This is a genomic window from Streptomyces sp. NPDC050264, assembly GCF_040655895.1.
In the GTDB taxonomy this organism is placed as follows: Bacteria; Actinomycetota; Actinomycetes; order Streptomycetales; family Streptomycetaceae; genus Streptomyces.
Map to the genome: position 1 here is coordinate 116,812 of NZ_JBFAKV010000024.1, position 18,738 is coordinate 135,549.

Annotated in this window: 21 protein-coding genes; 17 read left to right on the top strand and 4 right to left on the bottom strand. The window is 69.3% G+C overall.

The window, feature by feature from the left end; translation table 11 throughout:
• Nucleotide 1 precedes the first annotated feature (1 nt).
• Nucleotides 2–322 carry a ferredoxin gene (fdxA, locus tag AB0J02_RS33890; RefSeq protein ID WP_363197667.1) on the bottom strand — a complete coding sequence of 107 codons (321 nt, stop codon included), beginning with the start codon at nucleotides 320–322 and terminating at the stop codon, nucleotides 2–4.
• Between the two features lie 361 nt (nucleotides 323–683).
• Here fdxA and mftD (AB0J02_RS33895) point away from each other — a divergent pair, with 361 nt between their 5' ends.
• The gene (gene mftD / locus AB0J02_RS33895) at nucleotides 684–1,865 is read left to right on the top strand and encodes a pre-mycofactocin synthase MftD (RefSeq protein WP_363197668.1); all 1,182 of its coding nucleotides are present in this window, start codon (nucleotides 684–686) and stop codon (nucleotides 1,863–1,865) included.
• A 77-nt stretch (nucleotides 1,866–1,942) separates the two neighbouring features.
• Here mftD (AB0J02_RS33895) and AB0J02_RS33900 read toward each other — a convergent pair whose 3' ends face one another.
• On the bottom strand, nucleotides 1,943–3,172 hold the full coding sequence (locus tag AB0J02_RS33900) for an FAD/NAD(P)-binding oxidoreductase (RefSeq protein WP_363197669.1): 1,230 nt from the start codon (nucleotides 3,170–3,172) through the stop codon (nucleotides 1,943–1,945).
• A 252-nt stretch (nucleotides 3,173–3,424) separates the two neighbouring features.
• Here AB0J02_RS33900 and AB0J02_RS33905 point away from each other — a divergent pair, with 252 nt between their 5' ends.
• The 4 genes from AB0J02_RS33905 to AB0J02_RS33920 are packed head-to-tail and all read left to right on the top strand — an operon-like array spanning nucleotide 3,425 to nucleotide 5,989.
• Complete coding sequence (locus AB0J02_RS33905) at nucleotides 3,425–4,171, top strand: SDR family NAD(P)-dependent oxidoreductase (RefSeq protein ID WP_363197670.1); 747 nt, start codon at nucleotides 3,425–3,427, stop codon at nucleotides 4,169–4,171.
• Nucleotides 4,172–4,175: 4 nt separating this feature from the next.
• A complete protein-coding gene (locus AB0J02_RS33910; RefSeq protein ID WP_363197671.1) occupies nucleotides 4,176–4,793 on the top strand; it encodes a carboxymuconolactone decarboxylase family protein in 618 nt (205 codons plus the stop codon).
• A complete protein-coding gene (locus tag AB0J02_RS33915) occupies nucleotides 4,790–5,272 on the top strand; it encodes an HtaA domain-containing protein (protein WP_363197672.1) in 483 nt (160 codons plus the stop codon). The genes AB0J02_RS33910 and AB0J02_RS33915 overlap by 4 nt, the downstream gene beginning before the upstream one ends.
• 3 nt (nucleotides 5,273–5,275) lie before the next feature.
• Complete coding sequence (locus AB0J02_RS33920; RefSeq protein WP_363197673.1) at nucleotides 5,276–5,989, top strand: TetR family transcriptional regulator; 714 nt, start codon at nucleotides 5,276–5,278, stop codon at nucleotides 5,987–5,989.
• 74 nt (nucleotides 5,990–6,063) lie between these two features.
• On the opposite strand, the gene AB0J02_RS33925 is transcribed toward AB0J02_RS33920, so the two are convergent.
• Nucleotides 6,064–7,005, bottom strand: a complete 942-nt coding sequence (locus tag AB0J02_RS33925; protein WP_363197674.1) for an SDR family NAD(P)-dependent oxidoreductase — start codon at nucleotides 7,003–7,005, stop codon at nucleotides 6,064–6,066.
• 172 nt (nucleotides 7,006–7,177) lie between these two features.
• Here AB0J02_RS33925 and AB0J02_RS33930 point away from each other — a divergent pair, with 172 nt between their 5' ends.
• From AB0J02_RS33930 to AB0J02_RS33955, 6 genes are all read left to right on the top strand, one after another.
• On the top strand, nucleotides 7,178–8,830 hold the full coding sequence (locus tag AB0J02_RS33930) for an NAD(P)/FAD-dependent oxidoreductase (RefSeq protein ID WP_363197675.1): 1,653 nt from the start codon (nucleotides 7,178–7,180) through the stop codon (nucleotides 8,828–8,830).
• Complete coding sequence (locus tag AB0J02_RS33935) at nucleotides 8,827–9,756, top strand: hypothetical protein (RefSeq protein ID WP_363197676.1); 930 nt, start codon at nucleotides 8,827–8,829, stop codon at nucleotides 9,754–9,756. The genes AB0J02_RS33930 and AB0J02_RS33935 overlap by 4 nt, the downstream gene beginning before the upstream one ends.
• Nucleotides 9,753–10,088, top strand: coding sequence for a DUF4286 family protein (locus AB0J02_RS33940; protein ID WP_363197677.1), 336 nt, complete (start codon nucleotides 9,753–9,755; stop codon nucleotides 10,086–10,088). The genes AB0J02_RS33935 and AB0J02_RS33940 overlap by 4 nt, the downstream gene beginning before the upstream one ends.
• 137 nt (nucleotides 10,089–10,225) lie before the next feature.
• The gene (locus AB0J02_RS33945; RefSeq protein ID WP_363197678.1) at nucleotides 10,226–10,666 is read left to right on the top strand and encodes a helix-turn-helix domain-containing protein; all 441 of its coding nucleotides are present in this window, start codon (nucleotides 10,226–10,228) and stop codon (nucleotides 10,664–10,666) included.
• 86 nt (nucleotides 10,667–10,752) lie between these two features.
• The gene (locus tag AB0J02_RS33950) at nucleotides 10,753–11,346 is read left to right on the top strand and encodes a zinc-binding dehydrogenase (RefSeq protein WP_363197679.1); all 594 of its coding nucleotides are present in this window, start codon (nucleotides 10,753–10,755) and stop codon (nucleotides 11,344–11,346) included.
• Nucleotides 11,343–11,558 carry a hypothetical protein gene (locus AB0J02_RS33955; protein WP_363197680.1) on the top strand — a complete coding sequence of 72 codons (216 nt, stop codon included), beginning with the start codon at nucleotides 11,343–11,345 and terminating at the stop codon, nucleotides 11,556–11,558. The genes AB0J02_RS33950 and AB0J02_RS33955 overlap by 4 nt, the downstream gene beginning before the upstream one ends.
• Nucleotides 11,559–11,564: 6 nt before the next feature.
• Here AB0J02_RS33955 and mftG read toward each other — a convergent pair whose 3' ends face one another.
• The gene (gene mftG / locus AB0J02_RS33960) at nucleotides 11,565–13,184 is read right to left on the bottom strand and encodes a mycofactocin system GMC family oxidoreductase MftG (protein ID WP_363197681.1); all 1,620 of its coding nucleotides are present in this window, start codon (nucleotides 13,182–13,184) and stop codon (nucleotides 11,565–11,567) included.
• Between the two features lie 235 nt (nucleotides 13,185–13,419).
• Here mftG and mftA point away from each other — a divergent pair, with 235 nt between their 5' ends.
• The 6 genes from mftA (at nucleotide 13,420) to mftF (ending at nucleotide 18,686) form a co-directional block, all read left to right on the top strand.
• Nucleotides 13,420–13,560 (top strand): mycofactocin precursor MftA, encoded by a 141-nt coding sequence (gene mftA, locus AB0J02_RS33965; protein ID WP_363197682.1) that lies wholly within the window; start codon nucleotides 13,420–13,422, stop codon nucleotides 13,558–13,560.
• 82 nt (nucleotides 13,561–13,642) lie between these two features.
• A complete protein-coding gene (gene mftB / locus AB0J02_RS33970; RefSeq protein WP_363197712.1) occupies nucleotides 13,643–13,900 on the top strand; it encodes a mycofactocin biosynthesis chaperone MftB in 258 nt (85 codons plus the stop codon).
• Nucleotides 13,901–13,905: 5 nt separating this feature from the next.
• On the top strand, nucleotides 13,906–15,150 hold the full coding sequence (mftC, locus tag AB0J02_RS33975; protein WP_363197683.1) for a mycofactocin radical SAM maturase: 1,245 nt from the start codon (nucleotides 13,906–13,908) through the stop codon (nucleotides 15,148–15,150).
• A gap of 2 nt (nucleotides 15,151–15,152) precedes the next feature.
• Complete coding sequence (mftD, locus tag AB0J02_RS33980; RefSeq protein ID WP_363197684.1) at nucleotides 15,153–16,358, top strand: pre-mycofactocin synthase MftD; 1,206 nt, start codon at nucleotides 15,153–15,155, stop codon at nucleotides 16,356–16,358.
• A gap of 4 nt (nucleotides 16,359–16,362) precedes the next feature.
• Nucleotides 16,363–17,175, top strand: coding sequence for a mycofactocin biosynthesis peptidyl-dipeptidase MftE (mftE, locus tag AB0J02_RS33985; protein ID WP_363197685.1), 813 nt, complete (start codon nucleotides 16,363–16,365; stop codon nucleotides 17,173–17,175).
• Nucleotides 17,172–18,686: a mycofactocin biosynthesis glycosyltransferase MftF gene (gene mftF, locus AB0J02_RS33990; protein ID WP_363197686.1), complete on the top strand. Its 1,515-nt coding sequence runs from the start codon at nucleotides 17,172–17,174 to the stop codon at nucleotides 18,684–18,686. The genes mftE and mftF overlap by 4 nt, the downstream gene beginning before the upstream one ends.
• Nucleotides 18,687–18,738: the final 52 nt, after the last annotated feature.

An 18,738-nucleotide genomic window follows, 5' to 3' on the forward strand; every position in this document is an offset into this window, starting at 1 on the left:
GTCAGCCCTCCTTGCGGGGGAGTGCCGCGACGAACTCGACGTCACGGTCTATCTTGCCGAGCTTCCGGGCGCCTTTGAGTGTCCCCATACCTTCGAAGAACTCGGCGTTCAGATCGAGGAACTGCACGTTGTCACTGGTCAGGTCGGCGTCGTAGCGGACCGCGGACATCGGGCAGGCTTCCTCGCACGCGCCGCAGTCGATGCACTGGTCGGGGTTGATGTACATCATCCGGCCGCCCTCGTAGATGCAGTCGGCCGGACACACCTGCACACAGCTCTTGTCCTGGATGTCCACGCATGCCTGTGTCACCACAAAGGTCACTTCTTCTCCCTGGAATCCGTCGGAAATGGGAAGGGAAGCCCGCGGCGGATGGCGCGCCACCGGAATCGGAGGGAGCCCTCGGAAGCGGTGGTCGTTCAACGGAACGAGCGATCCTTTCAACGGCGCAAGTGTCGGCATGAGGGTCGCGCATGTCAAGGGAGTGTCGGCGGGCGTGCTGGGGCTTCCCTTTTGGCATCGGGTGCCATTAGTCTCCGAGAGTTCGCCTGGCGGGTTCAGCGGGCTTCTGCCGCCCTGCCCTTGGTGGGGCGTCTCCTCAGCCGATGTTCGGCCGTCTCCGGTAGGTGGCCTGTCGGTCGCCCTGTCTCCCCTTCTACGACACGTAACGAAGGAAGTGCCGCACGTGGGTAAGAATCCCTGGTTCGAGACCGTCGCAGAGGCTCAGCGGCGCGCGAAGAAGTACCTCCCGAGTTCCGTCTACGGGGCTCTCGTAGCCGGATCCGAGCGCGGTCGCACCATTGACGACAACACGGCGGCGTTCGCCGAGCTGGGATTCGCTCCCCGCGTCGCCGGTCACTTCGCCCAGCGTGATCTGTCCACCAGCGTGCTGGGCGTCGACTGCTCGTTCCCCGTGGTGATTTCGCCGACCGGTGTGCAGGCCGTCCATCCGGAGGGTGAGGTGGCGGTGGCGCGCGCGGCCGCCGAGCGCGGAGTGATCATGGGGCTGAGTTCGTTCGCCAGCAAGCCCGTGGAAGAGGTGGCGGCGGCCAACGAGAACACGTTTTACCAGATGTACTGGACCGGCAGCCGCGAGGCCATGGTGCAGCGTATGGACCGTGCGCGTGCCGCAGGAGCGAAGGCTCTGATCGCTACGCTGGACTGGTCGTTCTCCAACGGCCGGGACTGGGGATCGCCGGCCATTCCGGAGAAGGTCGACCTCAAGACGGCGGTGAAGATGGCGCCGGAAGTCCTGCAACGGCCGCGCTGGCTCTGGACGTTCGGCAAGACCGGGCGTATTCCCGACCTGACCGCCCCCAACCTTCAGCCTCCCGGCGGCAGCGCCCCCACGTTCTTCGGCGCCTACTTCGAGTGGATGCAGACCGCGCCGCCCAGCTGGGACGACGTCAAGTGGATGCGTGAGGAGTGGGGCGGGCCGTTCCTGCTCAAGGGCGTGTCCCGGGTGGACGACGCCAAGCGTGCCGTGGACGCCGGGGTGAACGGCATCTCGGTGTCCAACCACGGCGGCAACAACCTGGACACGACTCCCGCCAGCATCCGTCTGCTGCCATCGATCGCCGAGGCGGTCGGCGACGAGATCGAGGTCCTGCTCGACGGTGGAGTGCGACGTGGGGGCGACGTCGCCAAGGCGCTCGCGCTGGGGGCGCGCGCGGTCCTGATCGGCCGCGCCTACCTGTGGGGTCTGGCCGCCAACGGGCAGGGGGGCGTGGCGAACGTCCTCGACATTCTGCGCGGCGGACTCGACTCCGCGGTTCTCGGCCTCGGCCGGTCCTCGGTCCACGACCTGTGCCCCGACGATCTGCACGTCCCCGACGGCTTCACACGTGCCCTGGGTACCTCGGCGTAGGTAGTGCCCAGGCGATGCGACAGTCGCACGGCGGAGGGGGCGGTCCCATGGGGACCGCCCCCTCCGCCGTGCTGCACTCATAGCAACTGTCGGACCGTGTCGGCGACGGACTCCGCGGAAGGACCGCTCGGCAGCTGTCGGCGTGCCTGGTTCAGGGCGCGCACCCAGTTCACGGTGACAGCCCCGCAGGTGATCCCCTGCGCGTCGGCGTGGATGACGGCTGCCCTTCCGTCCGCCTCCAGGTCGCCGACGACGATCGACCGGCCGGCCGGGTCGCGCCAGCCGACCGCGTTCACCTTCCAGTCGTACTGGTCCGACCATACGTAGTCCGACGGCTGGTACACCTCCTCCACCCCCTTGGCGATCGCGGAGGCGACGTGCCGCGCCTGGTCGCCGGCGTTCGTCCAGTGCTCCGCTCGCACTTCGGTGCCACGGCCCATGTGGGGCCAGCGGGCGACATCGCCGATCGCGTACACGTCCTGGACGCCGACCGCGCGCAGGAACCCGTCGGTGATGACGCCGTTGTCGAGCTCGATGCCACTGCCTTCCAGCCAGTCGGTGGCAGGCACGGAGCCGATGCCCACCACGGCCGTGGAGGCGATCAGGCGCTCACCACTGTCGAGTTCGACCGTCAGGGCGCCGGCCCGGCCCTTGATGGCGACCACGCCGGTCCCGAACCGGGTCTGTACCCCGTGCCGTCGGTGGAGCTCGACGAGACTGCCCGCGATCTCCGGACCGACGAGCCGCGCCATCGGCTCGGGCAGCGGGTCGACGACGGTCACCGGGCAGCCGCGGCCGATCGCCGCGGCGGCCACCTCGGTCCCGATGAAACCGCCTCCGACAATGACGACGGGTTCGCCCAGCGCCAGGCGTCCCGTGAGGGCGCGGGCGTCCGCCAGCGTCCGCAGCTGGAACACACCCGAGACCGGCCGCCAGGGGGAGGGGCGGGCGGCCGCTCCGGTCGCGACGACCAGCACGTCGTACGACATGGCCGTCCCGTCTGCGAGGTGCACCTGCCGTGAGTCGGTGTCGAGACCGACCGCCGCGACCCCGAGGCGCAAGGCGACATCCTGCGCGTCCAGTTCGGTCCGGGTGCCGAGCCGGATCCCGTCGACGGCGTCCGGGGACCACTCGCCCGCGAGCAGTTGCTTCGACAGCGGCGGACGGTCGTAGGGAAGCTCCGACTCCGCGCCGATGAGGGTGAGGCGGCCGTCGAAGCCGAGGGAACGGAGTCCCTGCACGGTCCGGATTCCCGCCAACGACGCGCCGATGACGACGACATGGCGAGGCTGGGCGGCTTCGAGCATCTGGGCTCCTGTAGCTAGTGCCTTCAAAGGAACATTTGATCCGTACAGTGAAACACTGACATCGTGATCTGGCGTTGGGTGTGGAGTCAATGGCTCAACATCCCTGGATGTCTTGACATCGCTTTTCGCGTGACGCCATGCTGAGGCCTTCACGTAACAGAACGTGCGTTTCGTTCGCCGGTAAATCTAAGAGATATCGAGGACACACCCCATGACCAGCGCTCCCATCGCGCGACACCGCAGAGGCACCCGATGACGGCCGCAGGCCGCGTGGCCGTCGTCACCGGAGGTGGCGCGGGCATCGGTCTGGCCATCGCGCAGCGACTCTCGAAGGACGGGTACAAGGTCGCGATCCTCGACGTCGTCGAAGGCGCCGCCGAACAAGCCGCGGCTTCTCTTGGCGGTGAAGCGCGCGGCTACCGTGCCGACGTCAGCGACAGGGAACAGGTGGATGCCGCACTGACCGCGGCCCGCCGTGACCTCGGTCCGCTCGCCGTCGTCGTGGCGAACGCCGCCGTCGCACTCCGGCGCCCGTTCCTGGAGATGACGGCCGACGAATGGAACCGCACCCTGGCGATCAATCTGACCGGAACGTTCCACGTCGTGCAGTCCGCACTGCCGGATCTTGTCGACGCCGGCTGGGGGCGCGTCGTACTGATCTCCTCGTCCAGTGCTCAGCGGGGTGCTCCCAAGATGGCGCATTACGCCGCTTCCAAGGGTGGCCAAATGGCCCTCACCAAAGCCCTCGCCGTGGAGTTCGCTGCCTCCGGCGTCACGGTCAACACGGTCGCCCCGTCGTCGATCGACACCCCCAGCGTGGAGAAGAAGCGCGCTACGGGCGCCATACCCTCCGCGCAGGACATGGCGAAATTCATCCCTGTCGGGCGGACCGGAACCGGTGCGGACATCGCGGCAGCGGTCTCCTACCTGGCCTCGGACGACGCTTCCTACGTGACCGGCCAGACCGTCAGTGTCAACGGCGGCTCCTTCATCGGGTGACAACATGACTCAGCCTCACGCTCCGCGTATTCCGCCGCGCCCCGTCGACGACTGGAACGACGAGGTGGACGAAGCCTTCTCCGCGCTGCGCGCACACGCGCCCGGCGCGAAAGCCTCCGCGGCGGATCAGCCCGCGGCGCGCCCGCGATCGCACATCCTCGGTATCTACGCCTGGCACCCGGCCCTGATCCGCGGCTGGCTCCCCTTCTCCAACCATCTGCGCCACTCCACGCTGTCCGACCGGGTGCGCGAGATGGTGATCATCCGGACGACCTGGCTCGGCTTCGGCGAGTACGAGTGGGCCCAGCACGTCCGGCTCAGTCAGGCGGCCGGTCAGCTGACCGAAGCCGAGACTGCGGCGCTCACCGAGGGCCCGGACGCCGTCCAGTGGTCTGCCGAGGACGCCGCGATCGTCCGGGCCGTGGACGAGATGTGCACGGTCAAGAACATCTCGGACGAGACGTGGAAGACCCTTGAGCAGCAGTTCTCCCGGGAGCAGCTGATCGACCTCGTCTTCACGGTGGGCACCTACGACATGCACTGCACGGCGTTCAACACGCTCGGACTCGAGCTGGAGCCTGGCATGACCCCGTTCCCCGACGGCCACCGGCCGAGCGCATGAGCGCGGCGGCACGCTCGGGGGTGCTGAGCTGGGGTGTGAAAGCATCCTTCGTCCATTACGTCCGGGCTGTGGCTGCGGGTACGTGCGAGGCGGTGGACGGCGCCGAGCTGGACGCCGACACGGTGTTCCGTTTCCCGCTCACCGAGGCGGACCGGAACGACGACGGCTGGACCCTGCGGTTCGAGGGAGGGGCGCGCTTTTGGGCCCACCACGGTTTCCTGGACGTGGAACTCCGCCGCCTGGCGCTCGACTTGACGTCCCACGCCTCGGGCGGCACGCTCAGCGCCGTGAACGGGGACGGCGACCGGGTTGTCCTCGGTACCCTGCCTCCTGCCGCTCCCGCCGAGCGCGGGGGCGTCATCCGCTGGTCAGGCCTCGTCCCCTGCCTGACCGAGGCCGGGGCAGAGCTCTTCGGCACCGTCTATCCACCTGGCTCCGAGCTGGCATCGCTCGATGCCCTCGTCCTGTTAGATTCGTAGGTCATGCCACCCACGTCCCCTCAGCAGTCCGCGCGGCGCAGCACGCCCCGAAGCGGCCAAGGCCGCAAGAACGTCCGCGGTGAAGCCACGCGTCGGCTCATCATCACCGCGGCCGAAAAGCTGTTCGCGGAGAATGGAATCTCCGCCGTACCGCTGCGCGACATCGGCGTCGCCGCAGGCCAACGCAATCACGCCGCTGTGCAGTATCACTTCGGCGACCGCGACGAGGTCGTGAAGGCGATCCTCGAACTGCGGGGAGCGGAGAGTGAGGAGAGCCGCACCGGCATCGTCGCCGAACTGATGACGGGGCCGACGCCGCCCACCGTCGTAGACGTCGTCGGCGCGTTCGTCCGTCCGCTCGCCATCCACCTTCGGGAGGACAACCACTACCTCGCCTTTCTCTCCCACTTCATCACCGAGGAGGGTGGGTACCAGGGCCTCGGCGACGTGCGCGCCGGCGCCTCCGTGCTCACCCTGCGGGCCACGCTGAGCCGGCTCGTACCGCAGATCCCCGAAGCGGTCCTCGAGGAGAGATGGTGGGTCGTCCTGACCGGTGCCGTGCACACACTCGCGCGGTACCAGGCGGCTCAGCGCAAGGGGCGAACCCACCTGACGGCCGGTATCGACGTGCTCGTCGACGATCTCGTGACGTTCCTCAGCGGCGGCCTGGCCGCCCCCCTCGTCGAGGGCGACCCGCGCGTCGAGGCGTCGGGCTGACCGGCGCTCGCCACACGCCCACCCGAAGGAGCCCGGTCGACGACCGGGCTCCTTCGGGTTTCAGCTGCCGGACATCAGGCGCCGAGGTGCGCCATGTACTTCGCCGTCCACTCGTGCAGGCTCTTGGGCACGTAGTAGTCGCCCTCGTCGGTGATGGCGCCCCAGTGCTGCGCGATCTCCTCGACCGACGGCGTCGCCGTTCCGGGGGACTGGTAGCCGGGGGTGACGCCGAGGAACCAGCGCGCGAACCGCTGGGCACCGGCGACGAGGATCTCGCCGTTCACCGAGCAGTCCTCGTGCGCCAAGTACGCCACCATCGGTGAGACCAGTTCGGTGCGCAGCGCCTGCAGCCGCGCCTCGTCCAGGGTGTTGGTCGTGATGTTCGGCTTGGCGGCCGAGGTGCTCGGGCGCGTGACGGCGTTGGGTGCCACACAGTTGACGAGAATCCCGTGCTTCTCGGCCTCGATAGCGAGGCTCCGGGTGAAGCCGATCAGGGCCCCCTTCGCGGTCGCGTAGGCGAGGTTGTCCGGCAGCCCGAACATCCCCGTCGACGTGGTGGTGATGATCCGGCCGTAGCCCTGCTCGGTCATGTGGGGCCACGCCGCCCGCGTCGTGTGCCACGTGCCGCGCAGATGAACGTCGAGGGTCCGCTCCAGGTTGTCCGCGTCCGCCTCGGGGAACGTCGCGAAGCGCGAGATGCCGGCGTTGTTCACGACGATGTCGATGCGACCGAACTCGCGGACGGCCGTCTCCACGAGCGCGTGGCAGCCGTCCTCCGTACCCACGTTGTGCGTGTCGCCGACCGCGGACCCCCCGGCTGCCGTGATCTCCCGGACGACGTCGTTGGCCGGCCCCGAGTCGCTGCCCTCGCCCTCCTTGGTCCCGCCGAGATCGTTGACGACGACCTTCGCGCCGCGCTCGGCCAGCTGGAGTGCGTGGGCCCGGCCGAGGCCGCGTCCGGCTCCGGTGACCACGGCCACCCGGCCGTCGAATCGGTAGTCAGGGATAGCGCTCATGGTTCTCCTTTGACGTGTCGGTCGCTGGATTTCATCACGCTGTTTCATATCTGACAACGCCTATGGCGTGGTCTGGAGTCCACTGGGCTGCGGAGTCTTCTAAATTTTGAGCGCATGTGCTTATCTATGGCTGCTGCCGTCCGGCAGTCGCACCGACCGGGAGTGGGGCACAGTGACAGGAGAGTTCGACAACTTCGACAACAAGGTGGACGTCGAGGTGCTGGTGATCGGCGCCGGAGTGGTCGGCATCTACGCGCTTTACCGGGCGCTCGACGCGGGCTTCTCGGCGCGGACGCTGGAGGCCGGCGACGGGGTGGGGGGTGTCTGGTACTGGAACCGCTATCCGTCGGCACGCTTCGACTCCGAGAGCTACACGTACGCCTACCTCTTCTCCAAAGAGCTGTTCGACGAGTGGCGCTGGAAGGAGGAGTTCGCCACGCAGCCGGAGATCGAGAGCTACCTCAACCACGTCGTCGACCGCTTCGACCTGCGCCGGCACATCAGCACCGGGGAGAAGGTGGTGTCCGCCGAGTACGACGCGGCGGGCAGGGCGTGGACGGTGACGACGGACAAGGGCGCCACCGTACGTGCGCGCTGGGTCATCTCGGCTTCCGGCGGTCTGTCTGTGCCGAACTACCCCGAGATCGACGGTCTCGAGCGGTTCCAGGGACAGGCGTACCACACCGGCGCCTGGCCGCACACGCCCGTCGACTTCGCCGGCAAGCGCGTCGCCATCATCGGCAACGGTCCCAGCGGCGCCCAGCTGCTGCCCGCGATCGTCGACATCGTCGAGTCCGTGGACCTGTATCAGCGCACGCCCACCTGGACCACTCCGCTGAACAACGCGCCTATATCGGACGAGCGCCAGGCGTGGCTCAGTGACCACTTCGACGAGGTCGTCAAGATCCTCACCACCTCGCCGTCCGGCTTCCTCCACGAGCCGGCGGGGAAGTTCTCCTCGCAGGACACCGCGGAGGAGCGGCAGGAGTTCTACGAGAAGATCTGGCGCAGCCCCGGCTTCGCGAAGCTGACGTCGAACTACTACGACATGACGACGAACCGCGAGGTGAACCTCGAGTTCTGCGCGTTCCTCGCCGGCAAGATCCGCTCCATCGTCGAGGACCCGGTGACCGCCGAGCGCCTCACCCCCAAGGACCATCTGTTCGGGGCCAAGCGGCCGCCGTTCGTCACCGGCTACTACGAGTCCTTCAACAAGGCGAACGCGTCGCTCGTCTCCCTGCGCGAGACGCCGTTCGTACGCGTCGACGCCACGGGCATTGAGACCACCGAGCGCCACCGTGACCACGACATCATCGTGTTCGCCACCGGATTCGACTTCGGTACGGGCGCGCTCACCCGGATGGGCGTCAAGGGACGCGAGGGGCTCGACCTCAGCGTCGACTGGGAGGACGGCCCGTCCGACTTCTGCGGCTTCAGCGCACACCGGATGCCGAACTTCTTCTTCCCTGGCGGTCCGCACGGCGCCGGCGGCGGCAACTACCCGCGCTACTCGCAGGACCAGGTCGACTGGATCACCAAGACTCTCGTCCACGCCCGGGACCACGGCTTCGACACCTTCGAGCCGACCGCGGCACAGCAGGACCAGTGGATGACCATGGTCGAGACGCTCGCCCCGCAGTCGATCTTCTCCGCCGAGCACAGCCACTACTACGGCGCCAACGTCGAGGGCAAAGTCCGCAAGTTCCTCCTCAACCCCGGCGGGCGGCCGAAACTGCACGAGATCCTCGACGAGATGTCCTCGACGACGGACTTCGGCGGGGCGTTCTCGCGCGCGGAGGAGATCGTGGGGGAGGGCGTCAAGTGACCGGCCCAAAGCGCCGGTTCAGCGTCCGGATGCTGTACCACCCGGTGATCCACGTGCCCAGCCTCGACGAGGCGGAGGACTTCTACGCGCGCGTCTTCGGCCGCTCCAGCATCAACTTCTCCGTGGTCATGCCGGAGCCCCCGGCGCCCGGGCACTCCGTCGGCTACTCGACGTTCACCGCGATCAGCGACGTCCTCATCGACAACCTGGAACCGAAGCGGTATCTCACCGGCGGGGTCCAGCGGTACCCGGACGTCGACAACCCGCGCCTTGTCACCACCGGCTGGTACGTGGAGGGCGTGAAGGAGCTGTACAAGGACCTGCGCGCGCACGGCTTCCGGCTGGTCGACGTGCGTGACGAGCCCCTCGACGCCGACGAATGGTCCGGCGGCCCGTCGCCGTTCGTCAGCCTCAAGGACGACGCCGGCCTGCCCTACCGCTTCTTCGAGACGTTCCCCTTCCCGCTCGACCCGCGTGTGAAGGACGGCTGGACGGTTCCGGAGGTCAGCGACGACGACCCGCTCGGCATCGTCCATGCCTCGCACCACACGGTGCTGACGGCACAGCCGGAGCGCGCCCTCAAGCTCGTCGTCGACGTCCTCGGCGGCGAGGTCGTGCACACCGGACGTGACGAACTACGTGGTGTCTACGGGCCCTACGTTCGGCTCGCCGACTCCGTGTTCCACTTCGCGTCCCCCGACCCCTGCGGCGAACCGGTCCCGGACACCACGGGGAACGCACCTCTGGACTCGTACCACGCCCTGACCTGGCTGGTCGCCGATCTGGAGAGGGCTGCCAAGCACTTGGAGAACGAGGGCGTGCGCATCGCCCACCGCTCCGACAGCGCCCTGGTCACCGACCCGTCGACAAGTCTCGGCGTCCCGTGGGGCTTTACCACCACATCCATTCCAGGAGACAACCGATGAGTGACAACGCACAGCCCGGCCGTGAGGTGCTCCTCGCCCTCACCAACCCCGTCGAGGGCAAGGACGAGGAGTTCCAGGACTGGTACTGGGAAACGCACATCCCGGAGATCCTCGCGCTGCCCGGCTTCAAGGCGGCGCGGCGCTACCGGGTCGCGGACAGCGCGGCCGACACGGTGCCGTACCGGTACGTCACGCTGTACGAGGTGGAGGGCTCCGCCGACGAGGCGCGCGGAAGGCTGTTCACCTCCGGGCTCGGAACCAGCGACACACTGGACGTGGCCAGCGTCGCCATGATCCCGCTGGTCCCCGAGGACGACGCACCCCGCGGGTGAGAGCGGGCTCCTGAGTGGAAGGGCCTCAGTGGGCTGAGGCTTCCGTCGTCACACCGGATGCCGGGTGCCGAAGAGGGGGAGACGCGGTGAGTGCCGGACAGCGCACTGGTGGGTCCGTCCGTCCGGTGTCCTCCCGTATGGAGGAGAAGCGCGCAAAGGTGTCGGAGCCGGCGCTCGAGCTGTTCGCCGGGCACGGGTTCGAAGCGACTACGGTCGCCCAGATCGGTGAGGCGGCAGGGATCACCGAGCGCACCTTCTTCAACTACTTCCGGAGCAAAATCGACGCGATCTTCCCTCGGGCCGAGTACCAGTCCTTCATGAGTCTGCAGACCATGGTGGCCGAGCAGCCTCCTGAGCTGGACGACGTGGAGACGCTGTGCGCCTGCGGATTCGACTGGCTGCGTGCCGAGTTGTCGGTGGACCCCCTGAGGCACCATCGCAGCGCGGCCGTCTCCGCGTGCGCGTGTCCGGAGCGCTCGGTGATTGTGCTGAGCACGCGCGCTGCCGCGCAGCGGAGGATGACCGCCGCGCTGACCCAGCCTGGCAGTTCGTCGAGACCAATGAGCCTCTCGCTCTGAACGAGGTCGCCGACCCCGTCCCCGGCGCCGGCGAGGTGGTCGTTGACGTGCGCGTTTGCGGGCTGTGTCACTCGGACATCACCTATATGACCCACCCCGGTGTGAAGTCGGCGATGCCCTTCACACCGATGACCCTGGGCCACGAGACCGCTGGAGTCATCACGGCACTGGGCGAAGTGGTCACCTGCTGGCAGCTCGGCGACGTCGTCGGCGTGTGCCCCTCCGGCACCGGTCCCGTGCCGGGATTCTTCGCTCCCGGCGGCTTCGCCGAGCGGCAGCTCGTCCACGCCGACGACCTCGCCCGCGTTCCTGAGGGCCTGGACATCTCCCTGGGGGCCGTTGCCACGGACGCGGGCATGACCTCATACCACGCGTTGGTGGTGCGCGGCGGCGCCGAGGAGGGCATGAAGGTGGGTGTCATCGGTACCGGCGGGCTCGGGCAGATCGGGGCCCGGGTCGCGGTGCTGAAGGGCGCCGAGGTGTATGTGGCCGAGCCCAAGGCGGAGGCACGCGAGATGGCACTGACCCTCGGAGTGGCCGGCGTCGTCGCCGACGCCGCGGAGCGGCAGGGGCAGGGCTTCGACCTCATCGTCGATTACGCGGGCTTCAACACCGCCGCCGCCGCGATCGACGCGATCCGTCCGGGCGGAACGCCCGTCACTGTCGGGCCAAGGAGATGACGATTCCGTCCAACGCGCTCCTGCGGAACAAGAACCTCATCGGGTCCTACGCCGGCACCGTGGAGGACATCGAGGAGCCCTACCGCCTCATGCTCGACGGTTCGATCGCCCCCGTCTACGAGGAGATCGGCTTCAACGACATCCCGGACGGCCTGGAGCGCCTCGCCAAGGGGCAGGTGACCGGTCGCCTGGTGGCGCGCTTCGGGGGGTGAGGCGGTTCAGGGCAGGTCGCGGCGTACCGCGTCGGCGATCAGTTCCCCGATGAGGACTGCCGTGGCCGCGGGGCCGCGCTGCGGGGCATCGGGAAGGATCGAGGTGTCCGCGACGCGCAGCCCCCTCACCCCGTGGACGCGACCCCACTGATCGACGGCTGCGATCTCGGGGGCGTCCACCGGCCCCATGGGAACGGTTCCGCAGGTGTGCTGTGCGGTGCCCAGGCTGCCGCGAATCCAGTCGTCCAACCCTTTGTCCTCCGCCAGGACATGAGCGCTCGGGGCGAGCGGGGCGGGGGACGCCGCGAGGTCGGCGAGCGATGGGACTTGGAGGAGGGCGGCCGCACTGCGAACCGCCTCGCGAAGACGCCGCATGTCGTTGGAGGTGGAGAGGTAGTTGTAGTCGATGCGAGGGGGAACGGTCGGCTCGGGGGAGCGGAGGCGGAGCCGGCCGGTGGGGCGCGGGGTCTGGTCCGAGACGAGAAGCGGCAGTGGCGCCCCCGGCACATGTGTGACTCCCCGGACGAGTCCCTCCATGGGAACGAGCGACTGGAGTATCTCCAGGTTCCCGGGCCCTCGCGGGCAGTCGGAGGACACCAGGTGAAGGCTGCCGCCCAGCCAGGAGTCGCGCGGCTCGCCCGGGTCGTCACGGAACCGGAAGTCCAGGACGACCTGGGGATGGTCACTGAACCGGGAACCCACTGCCGGGGCGTCGCGCACGACGGGAACCCCGAGCCGTTCGAGATCGGCCCGCGGCCCGATTCCCGACAGGAGGAGCAGGTGGGCAGACCCGAAGGCGCCCGCGCTCAGGACGACACTCGCGGCGGGCAGGACCGTCAAGGCCCCCTCGTGCTCGACCGCGACGCCCGTCGTCCGGTTCCCCGCCGTGATGATCCGCCGTACCGTGCAGTCGCCGAGGACCGTCAGGTTCGGTCGGTCGAGAACGTCCGGAGTGAGATAGGACAAAGCCGTGTTGCGCCGGACGCCGTCCACGGAGTTGCTGGGGACGGGGCCGAAGCCGGGTGTGGCCTGGGCGTTCTTGTCGGGTTCGGCGGGGAAGCCGAGCACATGTGCCGCCTCGCGCAGTGCGCGGGCCGCCGGATGCTTCAGGGGGGCGCGGCGGACCTGGACCGGTCCCCGGTCCCCGTGCAGGAGCCCGGGAACCGGCACGGAACCCGGGCCGGCGAGGTGGTCCAGGTCGGTCTCCAGCGCACGGAGGAACGGCAGGACACGCTCGTAGGCCCAGGCAGGATTGCCCGCGGCGGCCCAGCGGGCGAAGTCCGCGCTGCGGGCCCGGATGAAGTAGCCGCCGTTGACAGTGGTGGAGCCGCCGAGCACACGACCTCGCGGCACTGCCCAGGGCCGCTGCGCGGTGAGACGGACGTCGTACGCGAGCGTGTCGGGGTGCGCGGGCCGGGCCCCGGGGACGAGCCGGGCGTCGATCAGCTCCCTGCCGAAACTCCCGGGTCCGCGCCCGGCTTCGAGGAGCAGAACGGTGCGGTCCGAGTCCTCGCTCAGCCGAGCGGCCAGCACGGCCCCCGAGCCACCGCCGCCGACCACGACGACATCCGGGCAGGGCCCGGACAGCGCGACGGAGAGCGGTGTGGACGGACGGATTATGGCCATGGGCGGACGCTCCTGCCTCGTTGTGCGATCTCCGGCCGGACACCGGCGGAGCGGCTCCGACCTGCGCGGACCTACGGGACCCGTTCTGGTGCGCGAAGAACCCGGCGGCCCGGACCTAGTTTTATGCACTCGATGCCAATACTATCGTCAACAGATCAACGCGCCTGTGGCGAGAACGTATTGACGACGCCGCGCGTGACCGTATCCATCCCCCTGACTGTCACGGAGGAGAGCCATGCGTCCTGTTGCCACACCCGAGAGCGGCACTGTTTCCCGGTCCGAGGACACCCACGTCGACGAGACCGACGACCAGCTGATCCAGGCCGACGACCTGATCGAAGAGGTCTCGATCGACGGCATGTGCGGCGTCTACTAAGGAGCACGCCGTGACCACACCGACTTCCACGGTGGGCACCTCGGCGGACCCGTCGTCGCCCCTCCGTCCCGGAACGTTCGTCCTGGACCGGGCCTGGGACCTGCATCCGCAGGTCTCCGTCCGGCCCGAGCCTTTCGGTGCCCTGCTTTACCACTTCGGCACCCGCAAGCTGTCCTTTCTCAAGGACCTCCGTCTGCTTGCCGCCGTCCAGGCCCTCGGCGCCTCACCGACGGCCCGCTCGGCCTGCACCACCGCCGGCATCCCGGACGCGGAACTCCCTCGGTACGGCCGAGCCCTGGCCGCCCTGGCCACCTCCGCGATGCTGGTCGAAAGGAGCTGAACCTCATGACCACGGCATCCCCGCCGTCCGCACGGCCCGCACGGCTCGTCGATCTCTTCGAGCAGGGCCTCAACTCGCCGATCTGCCTGACCTGGGAACTCACCTACGCCTGCAATCTGTCCTGCGTCCACTGCCTGTCGAGCTCGGGCCGACGCGATCCGCGTGAACTGAGCACGGCGGAAGCGAAGGCCGTCATCGACGAACTGGAGGCCATGCAGGTCTTCTACGTCAACATCGGCGGCGGGGAGCCCACGGTCCGCCCCGACTTCTTCGAACTTCTCGACTACGCGACCGCGCACCACGTCGGCGTGAAGTTCTCCACCAACGGTGTGCGGATCACCCCCGACGTCGCACGCCGCCTCGCGGCCAACGACTACGTCGACGTGCAGCTCTCCTTCGACGGTGCCACCGCCGAGGTCAACGACGCGGTGCGCGGCCCCGGTTCGTACGCCACCGCCCTGGGGGCACTGCGCAATCTGTACGAGGCCGGCATGCGCGGCGTCAAACTGTCCGTCGTCTGCACGCGGCACAACATCCCGCAGCTGGACGACTTCAAAGCACTCGCCGACGAGTACGGCGCGCAACTGCGCCTCACCCGGCTGCGCCCTTCCGGGCGCGGCGCGGACACGTGGGACGACCTGCATCCCCTTCCACACCAGCAGCGCGAGCTGTACGAATGGCTGCTCGCACACGGGGACTCCGTCCTGACGGGCGACTCCTTCTTCCACCTGTCCGCCTACGGCGAGTCGCTGCCAGGACTGAACCTGTGCGGCGCCGGGCGAGTGGTCTGCCTCATCGACCCGGTGGGCGACGTGTACGCCTGCCCCTTCGCCATCCACGACGAATTCCTCGCCGGAAACGTCCGGCAGCCGGGCGGTTTCGCGAACGTCTGGCGCGAATCGGCGCTCTTCCGGCGGCTGCGCGAGCCCCAGCAGGGCGGAGCCTGCGCGTCGTGCCAGTTCTACGACACGTGCAAGGGCGGCTGCATGGCGGCCAAATTCTTCACCGGGCTCCCACTCGACGGGCCCGACCCCGAGTGCGTACAAGGGCACGGTGAATCGCTGCTCGCGACGCGCGGCACCGTACCGAAACCCAGCGGGGATCACTCGCACCGCACGGTACCTCGCTCCGGTGCGTCGAACGGCCGTCGCACGGGCCCCGTCCCGATCACCCTCGGCCGCCGAGAGGACGTGGCACAGCCACCGGTCAGCGCCTGCGCGGAGTCGCCGCTCGCGGGATTCCGGCCGTAGCCATGGTGAGAAACCCTTGGTTCGAGACTGTCGCCGAGGCGCAGCGACGGGCGAAGCGGCGGCTGCCGAACATGGTGTACGGCGCGCTGCTCGCCGGGTCCGAGCGGGGACGCACCGTCGAGGACAACGTTGGAGCCTTCGCCGAGCTGGGCTTCGCGCCACGCGTCGTCGGCCACCACGCGGACCGCTCCCTGGGGCGCACGATCCTCGGCATGGACGCGTCGTTCCCCGTCATGATCTCGCCGACGGGCGTTCAGGCCGTCCACCCGGAGGGCGAGGTAGCCGTCGCGCGCGCGGCCGCCGCACGTGGCATCCCCATGGGGCTCAGTTCGTTCGCGAGTAAGCCGGTCGAGGAGGTGGTCGCGGCCAACGCCGACACCGCCTTTCAGATCTACTGGTCCGGCTCGCGCGACACGATCGTCCAGCGGATGGAGCGGGCACGGGCGGCGGGGTGCAGGGCGCTGATCCTGACGCTGGACTGGTCGTTCTCCAACGGCCGGGACTGGGGAAGCCCCGTGATCCCGCAGAAGGTCGACCTCAGGACGATGGCCAAGCTGGCCCCCGACGTGCTGCCGCACCCGGGCTGGCTCTGGCGCTTCGCCCGCGCCAGGAGCCTCCCGGACCTGACGACACCCAACCTCACGCCGCACGGCGGCTCAGCCCCCACGTTCTTCGGCGCGTACGGGGAGTGGATGCAGACGACACCGCCCAACTGGGACGACGTCGGCTGGCTGGCGAAGGAGTGGGGAGGTCCCTTCCTGCTGAAGGGAGTCGCCAGGGTCGACGACGCGTTGCGGGCCGCGGACGCCGGAGTGAGCGCGATCTCCGTCTCCAACCACGGCGGCAACAACCTCGACACCACACCGGCCACCATCCGACTGCTCCCCGCCATCGCCGAGGCCGTCGGCGACCACGTGGAGGTCCTTCTTGATGGGGGCGTTCGACGCGGCGGCGACGTGGCCAAGGCACTGGCGCTTGGTGCCCACGGGGTCCTGGTGGGGCGCGCCTACCTGTGGGGGCTGGCCGCCAACGGACAAGCTGGCGTGGAGAACGTCCTGGACATCCTGCGAGGCGGACTCGACTCCGCCGTACTCGGACTCGGCCGTGCCTCCGTCGACGAACTCGCCCCGGACGACCTAGTCGTCCCCGCGGGGTTCACCCGGACGCTCGGCGCTGGCCAGGTCCCTCCCAAGGCATCGGGCGATTAACGGCATGGGCACCACACTCTCCGACTCCACGTGGCCCTCACTGCCGGCTGGCCGAGCGCTGGTGCTGCTGCCCGTCGGCTCCACCGAGCAGCACGGGCCGCATCTGCCGCTCGATACCGACAGCGTGATCGCCGAAACCGTCGCGCACCGGGCCGCGAAGGCTCTGACCGAGACCGAGACCGAGACCGAGACCGAGACCGGTGCGGAGCGTGCGCCCGTCCTGGTCGCTCCCGTCCTTGCCTATGGCAACAGCGGTGAACACGCCGGTTTTCCCGGCACGATCTCCATCGGCCACGAGGCACTGCGTTTCCTGCTGGTCGAGGTGGTGCGCTCGCTGTCCCTTTGGGCGGCCCGCGTGGTCCTCGTCAACGGACACGGCGGCAACGTCCGCACCCTCGATGCCGCCGTCACCCAACTTCGCGACGAGGGACACGACGCGGCCTGGACAGGCTGCGAGCTCCCCGGAGCCGACGCGCACGCGGGCCGAGCGGAGACCTCGGTGATGCTCCATCTCGCCCCGAGGAAGGTGGACTTGGCGGCCGCGGCTCCTGGGGACACCCGATCACTGAGCGAGCTTATGCCCGAGCTCATGGCCAGGGGCGTACAAGCAATCGCCCCCAACGGAGTGCTCGGCGACCCCACGGGGGCCAGCGCGGAAGAGGGGCGGCGACTGCTGGACGAGGCGGTGCACCTGGCCGTCCGCCGGATCAGGGCCGCCCACTCGGACGCCCGGGGGCGCCTTGCACTTCGGGGCCCCGAGCACGCCCCCGGGAAGGCCGCATCCCCCGCAGCACGAACGGAGACACAGGCTCGATGAACAGCTCGCCCAGGAGTACGAACGACGAGTCGACCACCGCCGTGCGGCAGTCGGCACCGTCCGGCGCGCCCTCGCTGCCACCGGGTTTCACCGTGCTGCTCGACGCGCGCACCAAGGTTCTGGACGACGGCGCCGCCCTTCTCGGCGGCGCGCCCACCACACGTCTGTTGCGCCTCACCCCGCGGGCACGCGCGCTCCTCGACGGCCGGCGCGTGCTGCGGGTGACGGAGAAGGAGAGGGCGAGCGCGGTCCTGGCCGACCGGCTTCTCGACCTCGGTCTGGCACACCCTGTCGCCGATCGGTTGCCGACCGCACCCGACACGCGGTGCACCTACGTGATCCCCGTCCGGGACCGCCCCCAGCAGCTGAACCGGCTGCTGGCCTGCATCCCGCAGGACAGCGGCGAGGTGATCGTCGTGGACGACGCGTCGCACGACCGCGCCGCTGTCGAGGCCGTCGCCGCGCGCCATGGAGCCCGCCTCATTCCGCTTCCGCGAAACGTGGGCCCGGCTGGTGCGCGCAACGCCGGACTGCGTCACGTGCGTACCCCGTTCGTCGTCTTTGTCGACTCCGACATCGTCCTCAACGAGGCGACAGTGCCGACACTGCTCCGGCACTTCTCCGACCCGCGGGTGGGTGTCGCGGTGCCGCGCATCACCGGTCTGCACTCTCCCGGTTCTGGCGGCCTCACCTGGATCGGCCGCTACGAACACGCCCGGTCCTCCTTGGACCTGGGCGAGCGTCCCGCACTGGTCCACCCCGGATCGTTCGTGTCGTGGGCCTCGACGGCTTGTGTGGTTGCGCGGACCGAATGCCTGGGCGACGGGTTCGACGAGCGCATGCGGGTGGGTGAGGACGTCGACCTGGGGTGGCGGGTCATCGAACGCGGTTGGCGCATGCGGTACGAGCCGCAGGCCACCGCCGCACATGAACACCGAACCGACTTCCGTGACTGGCTGACCCGCAAAGCCTTCTACGGCACGGGCGCCCACCCCCTTGCCGAGCGGCACCCGCAGGCCATCGCGCCGGCGGTCCTGGTCCCCTGGAGCACGGTGGCCGTCGGGGCTCTGCTGGCCCAGCGCAAGTGGTCGCTGCCGGTCGCGGCAGCCGCCTGCGCGGTGACGACGATCCGCATCGCGCGTCGGCTCGACGGCACGAAGCGCCCACTGCGCACCGGAGCGCAGCTCACGGCGAACGGAGCGGTCGCCGCGGCAAGCCAGGCCGGCGCCCTGCTCACCCGCCACTGGTGGCCGGCGACCGCGGTGGGTTGCCTGGTCTCCCGCCGCGTGCGACGGGCGGCGGCGGTGGCCGCGGTCGTCGACGTCGCGCTTGAATACAGGCCCAGCAAGGCCGCGGGTCTCGATCCGCTGCGTTACGGGGTCGCACGCCGCCTGGACGATCTGGCCTACGGCGCCGGGGTGTGGCTCTCGGCGGTACGCGGCAGATCGGTGGCGCCGCTGCGACCACGCCTGCTCTGGAACAGGCGGTCGGGCCGGGCTGCGGAGAAGTGAGGACCTGTGCCGAAGCCGCCAGGGGCATCGGCACAGAGGCTCACGCCCGACG

Coding starts and splice junctions, on each gene's coding strand:
- AB0J02_RS33900 (WP_363197669.1), bottom strand. CDS start 3,172: ATGCTCGAAGCCGCCCAGCCTCGCCATGTCGTCGTCATCGGCGCGTCG.
- AB0J02_RS33905 (WP_363197670.1), top strand. CDS start 3,425: ATGACGGCCGCAGGCCGCGTGGCCGTCGTCACCGGAGGTGGCGCGGGC.
- AB0J02_RS33910 (WP_363197671.1), top strand. CDS start 4,176: ATGACTCAGCCTCACGCTCCGCGTATTCCGCCGCGCCCCGTCGACGAC.
- AB0J02_RS33915 (WP_363197672.1), top strand. CDS start 4,790: ATGAGCGCGGCGGCACGCTCGGGGGTGCTGAGCTGGGGTGTGAAAGCA.
- AB0J02_RS33920 (WP_363197673.1), top strand. CDS start 5,276: ATGCCACCCACGTCCCCTCAGCAGTCCGCGCGGCGCAGCACGCCCCGA.
- AB0J02_RS33925 (WP_363197674.1), bottom strand. CDS start 7,005: ATGAGCGCTATCCCTGACTACCGATTCGACGGCCGGGTGGCCGTGGTC.
- AB0J02_RS33940 (WP_363197677.1), top strand. CDS start 9,753: ATGAGTGACAACGCACAGCCCGGCCGTGAGGTGCTCCTCGCCCTCACC.
- AB0J02_RS33945 (WP_363197678.1), top strand. CDS start 10,226: ATGGAGGAGAAGCGCGCAAAGGTGTCGGAGCCGGCGCTCGAGCTGTTC.
- AB0J02_RS33950 (WP_363197679.1), top strand. CDS start 10,753: ATGACCCACCCCGGTGTGAAGTCGGCGATGCCCTTCACACCGATGACC.
- AB0J02_RS33955 (WP_363197680.1), top strand. CDS start 11,343: ATGACGATTCCGTCCAACGCGCTCCTGCGGAACAAGAACCTCATCGGG.
- mftG (WP_363197681.1), bottom strand. CDS start 13,184: ATGGCCATAATCCGTCCGTCCACACCGCTCTCCGTCGCGCTGTCCGGG.
- mftA (WP_363197682.1), top strand. CDS start 13,420: ATGCGTCCTGTTGCCACACCCGAGAGCGGCACTGTTTCCCGGTCCGAG.
- mftC (WP_363197683.1), top strand. CDS start 13,906: ATGACCACGGCATCCCCGCCGTCCGCACGGCCCGCACGGCTCGTCGAT.
- mftD (WP_363197684.1), top strand. CDS start 15,153: ATGGTGAGAAACCCTTGGTTCGAGACTGTCGCCGAGGCGCAGCGACGG.
- mftE (WP_363197685.1), top strand. CDS start 16,363: ATGGGCACCACACTCTCCGACTCCACGTGGCCCTCACTGCCGGCTGGC.
- mftF (WP_363197686.1), top strand. CDS start 17,172: ATGAACAGCTCGCCCAGGAGTACGAACGACGAGTCGACCACCGCCGTG.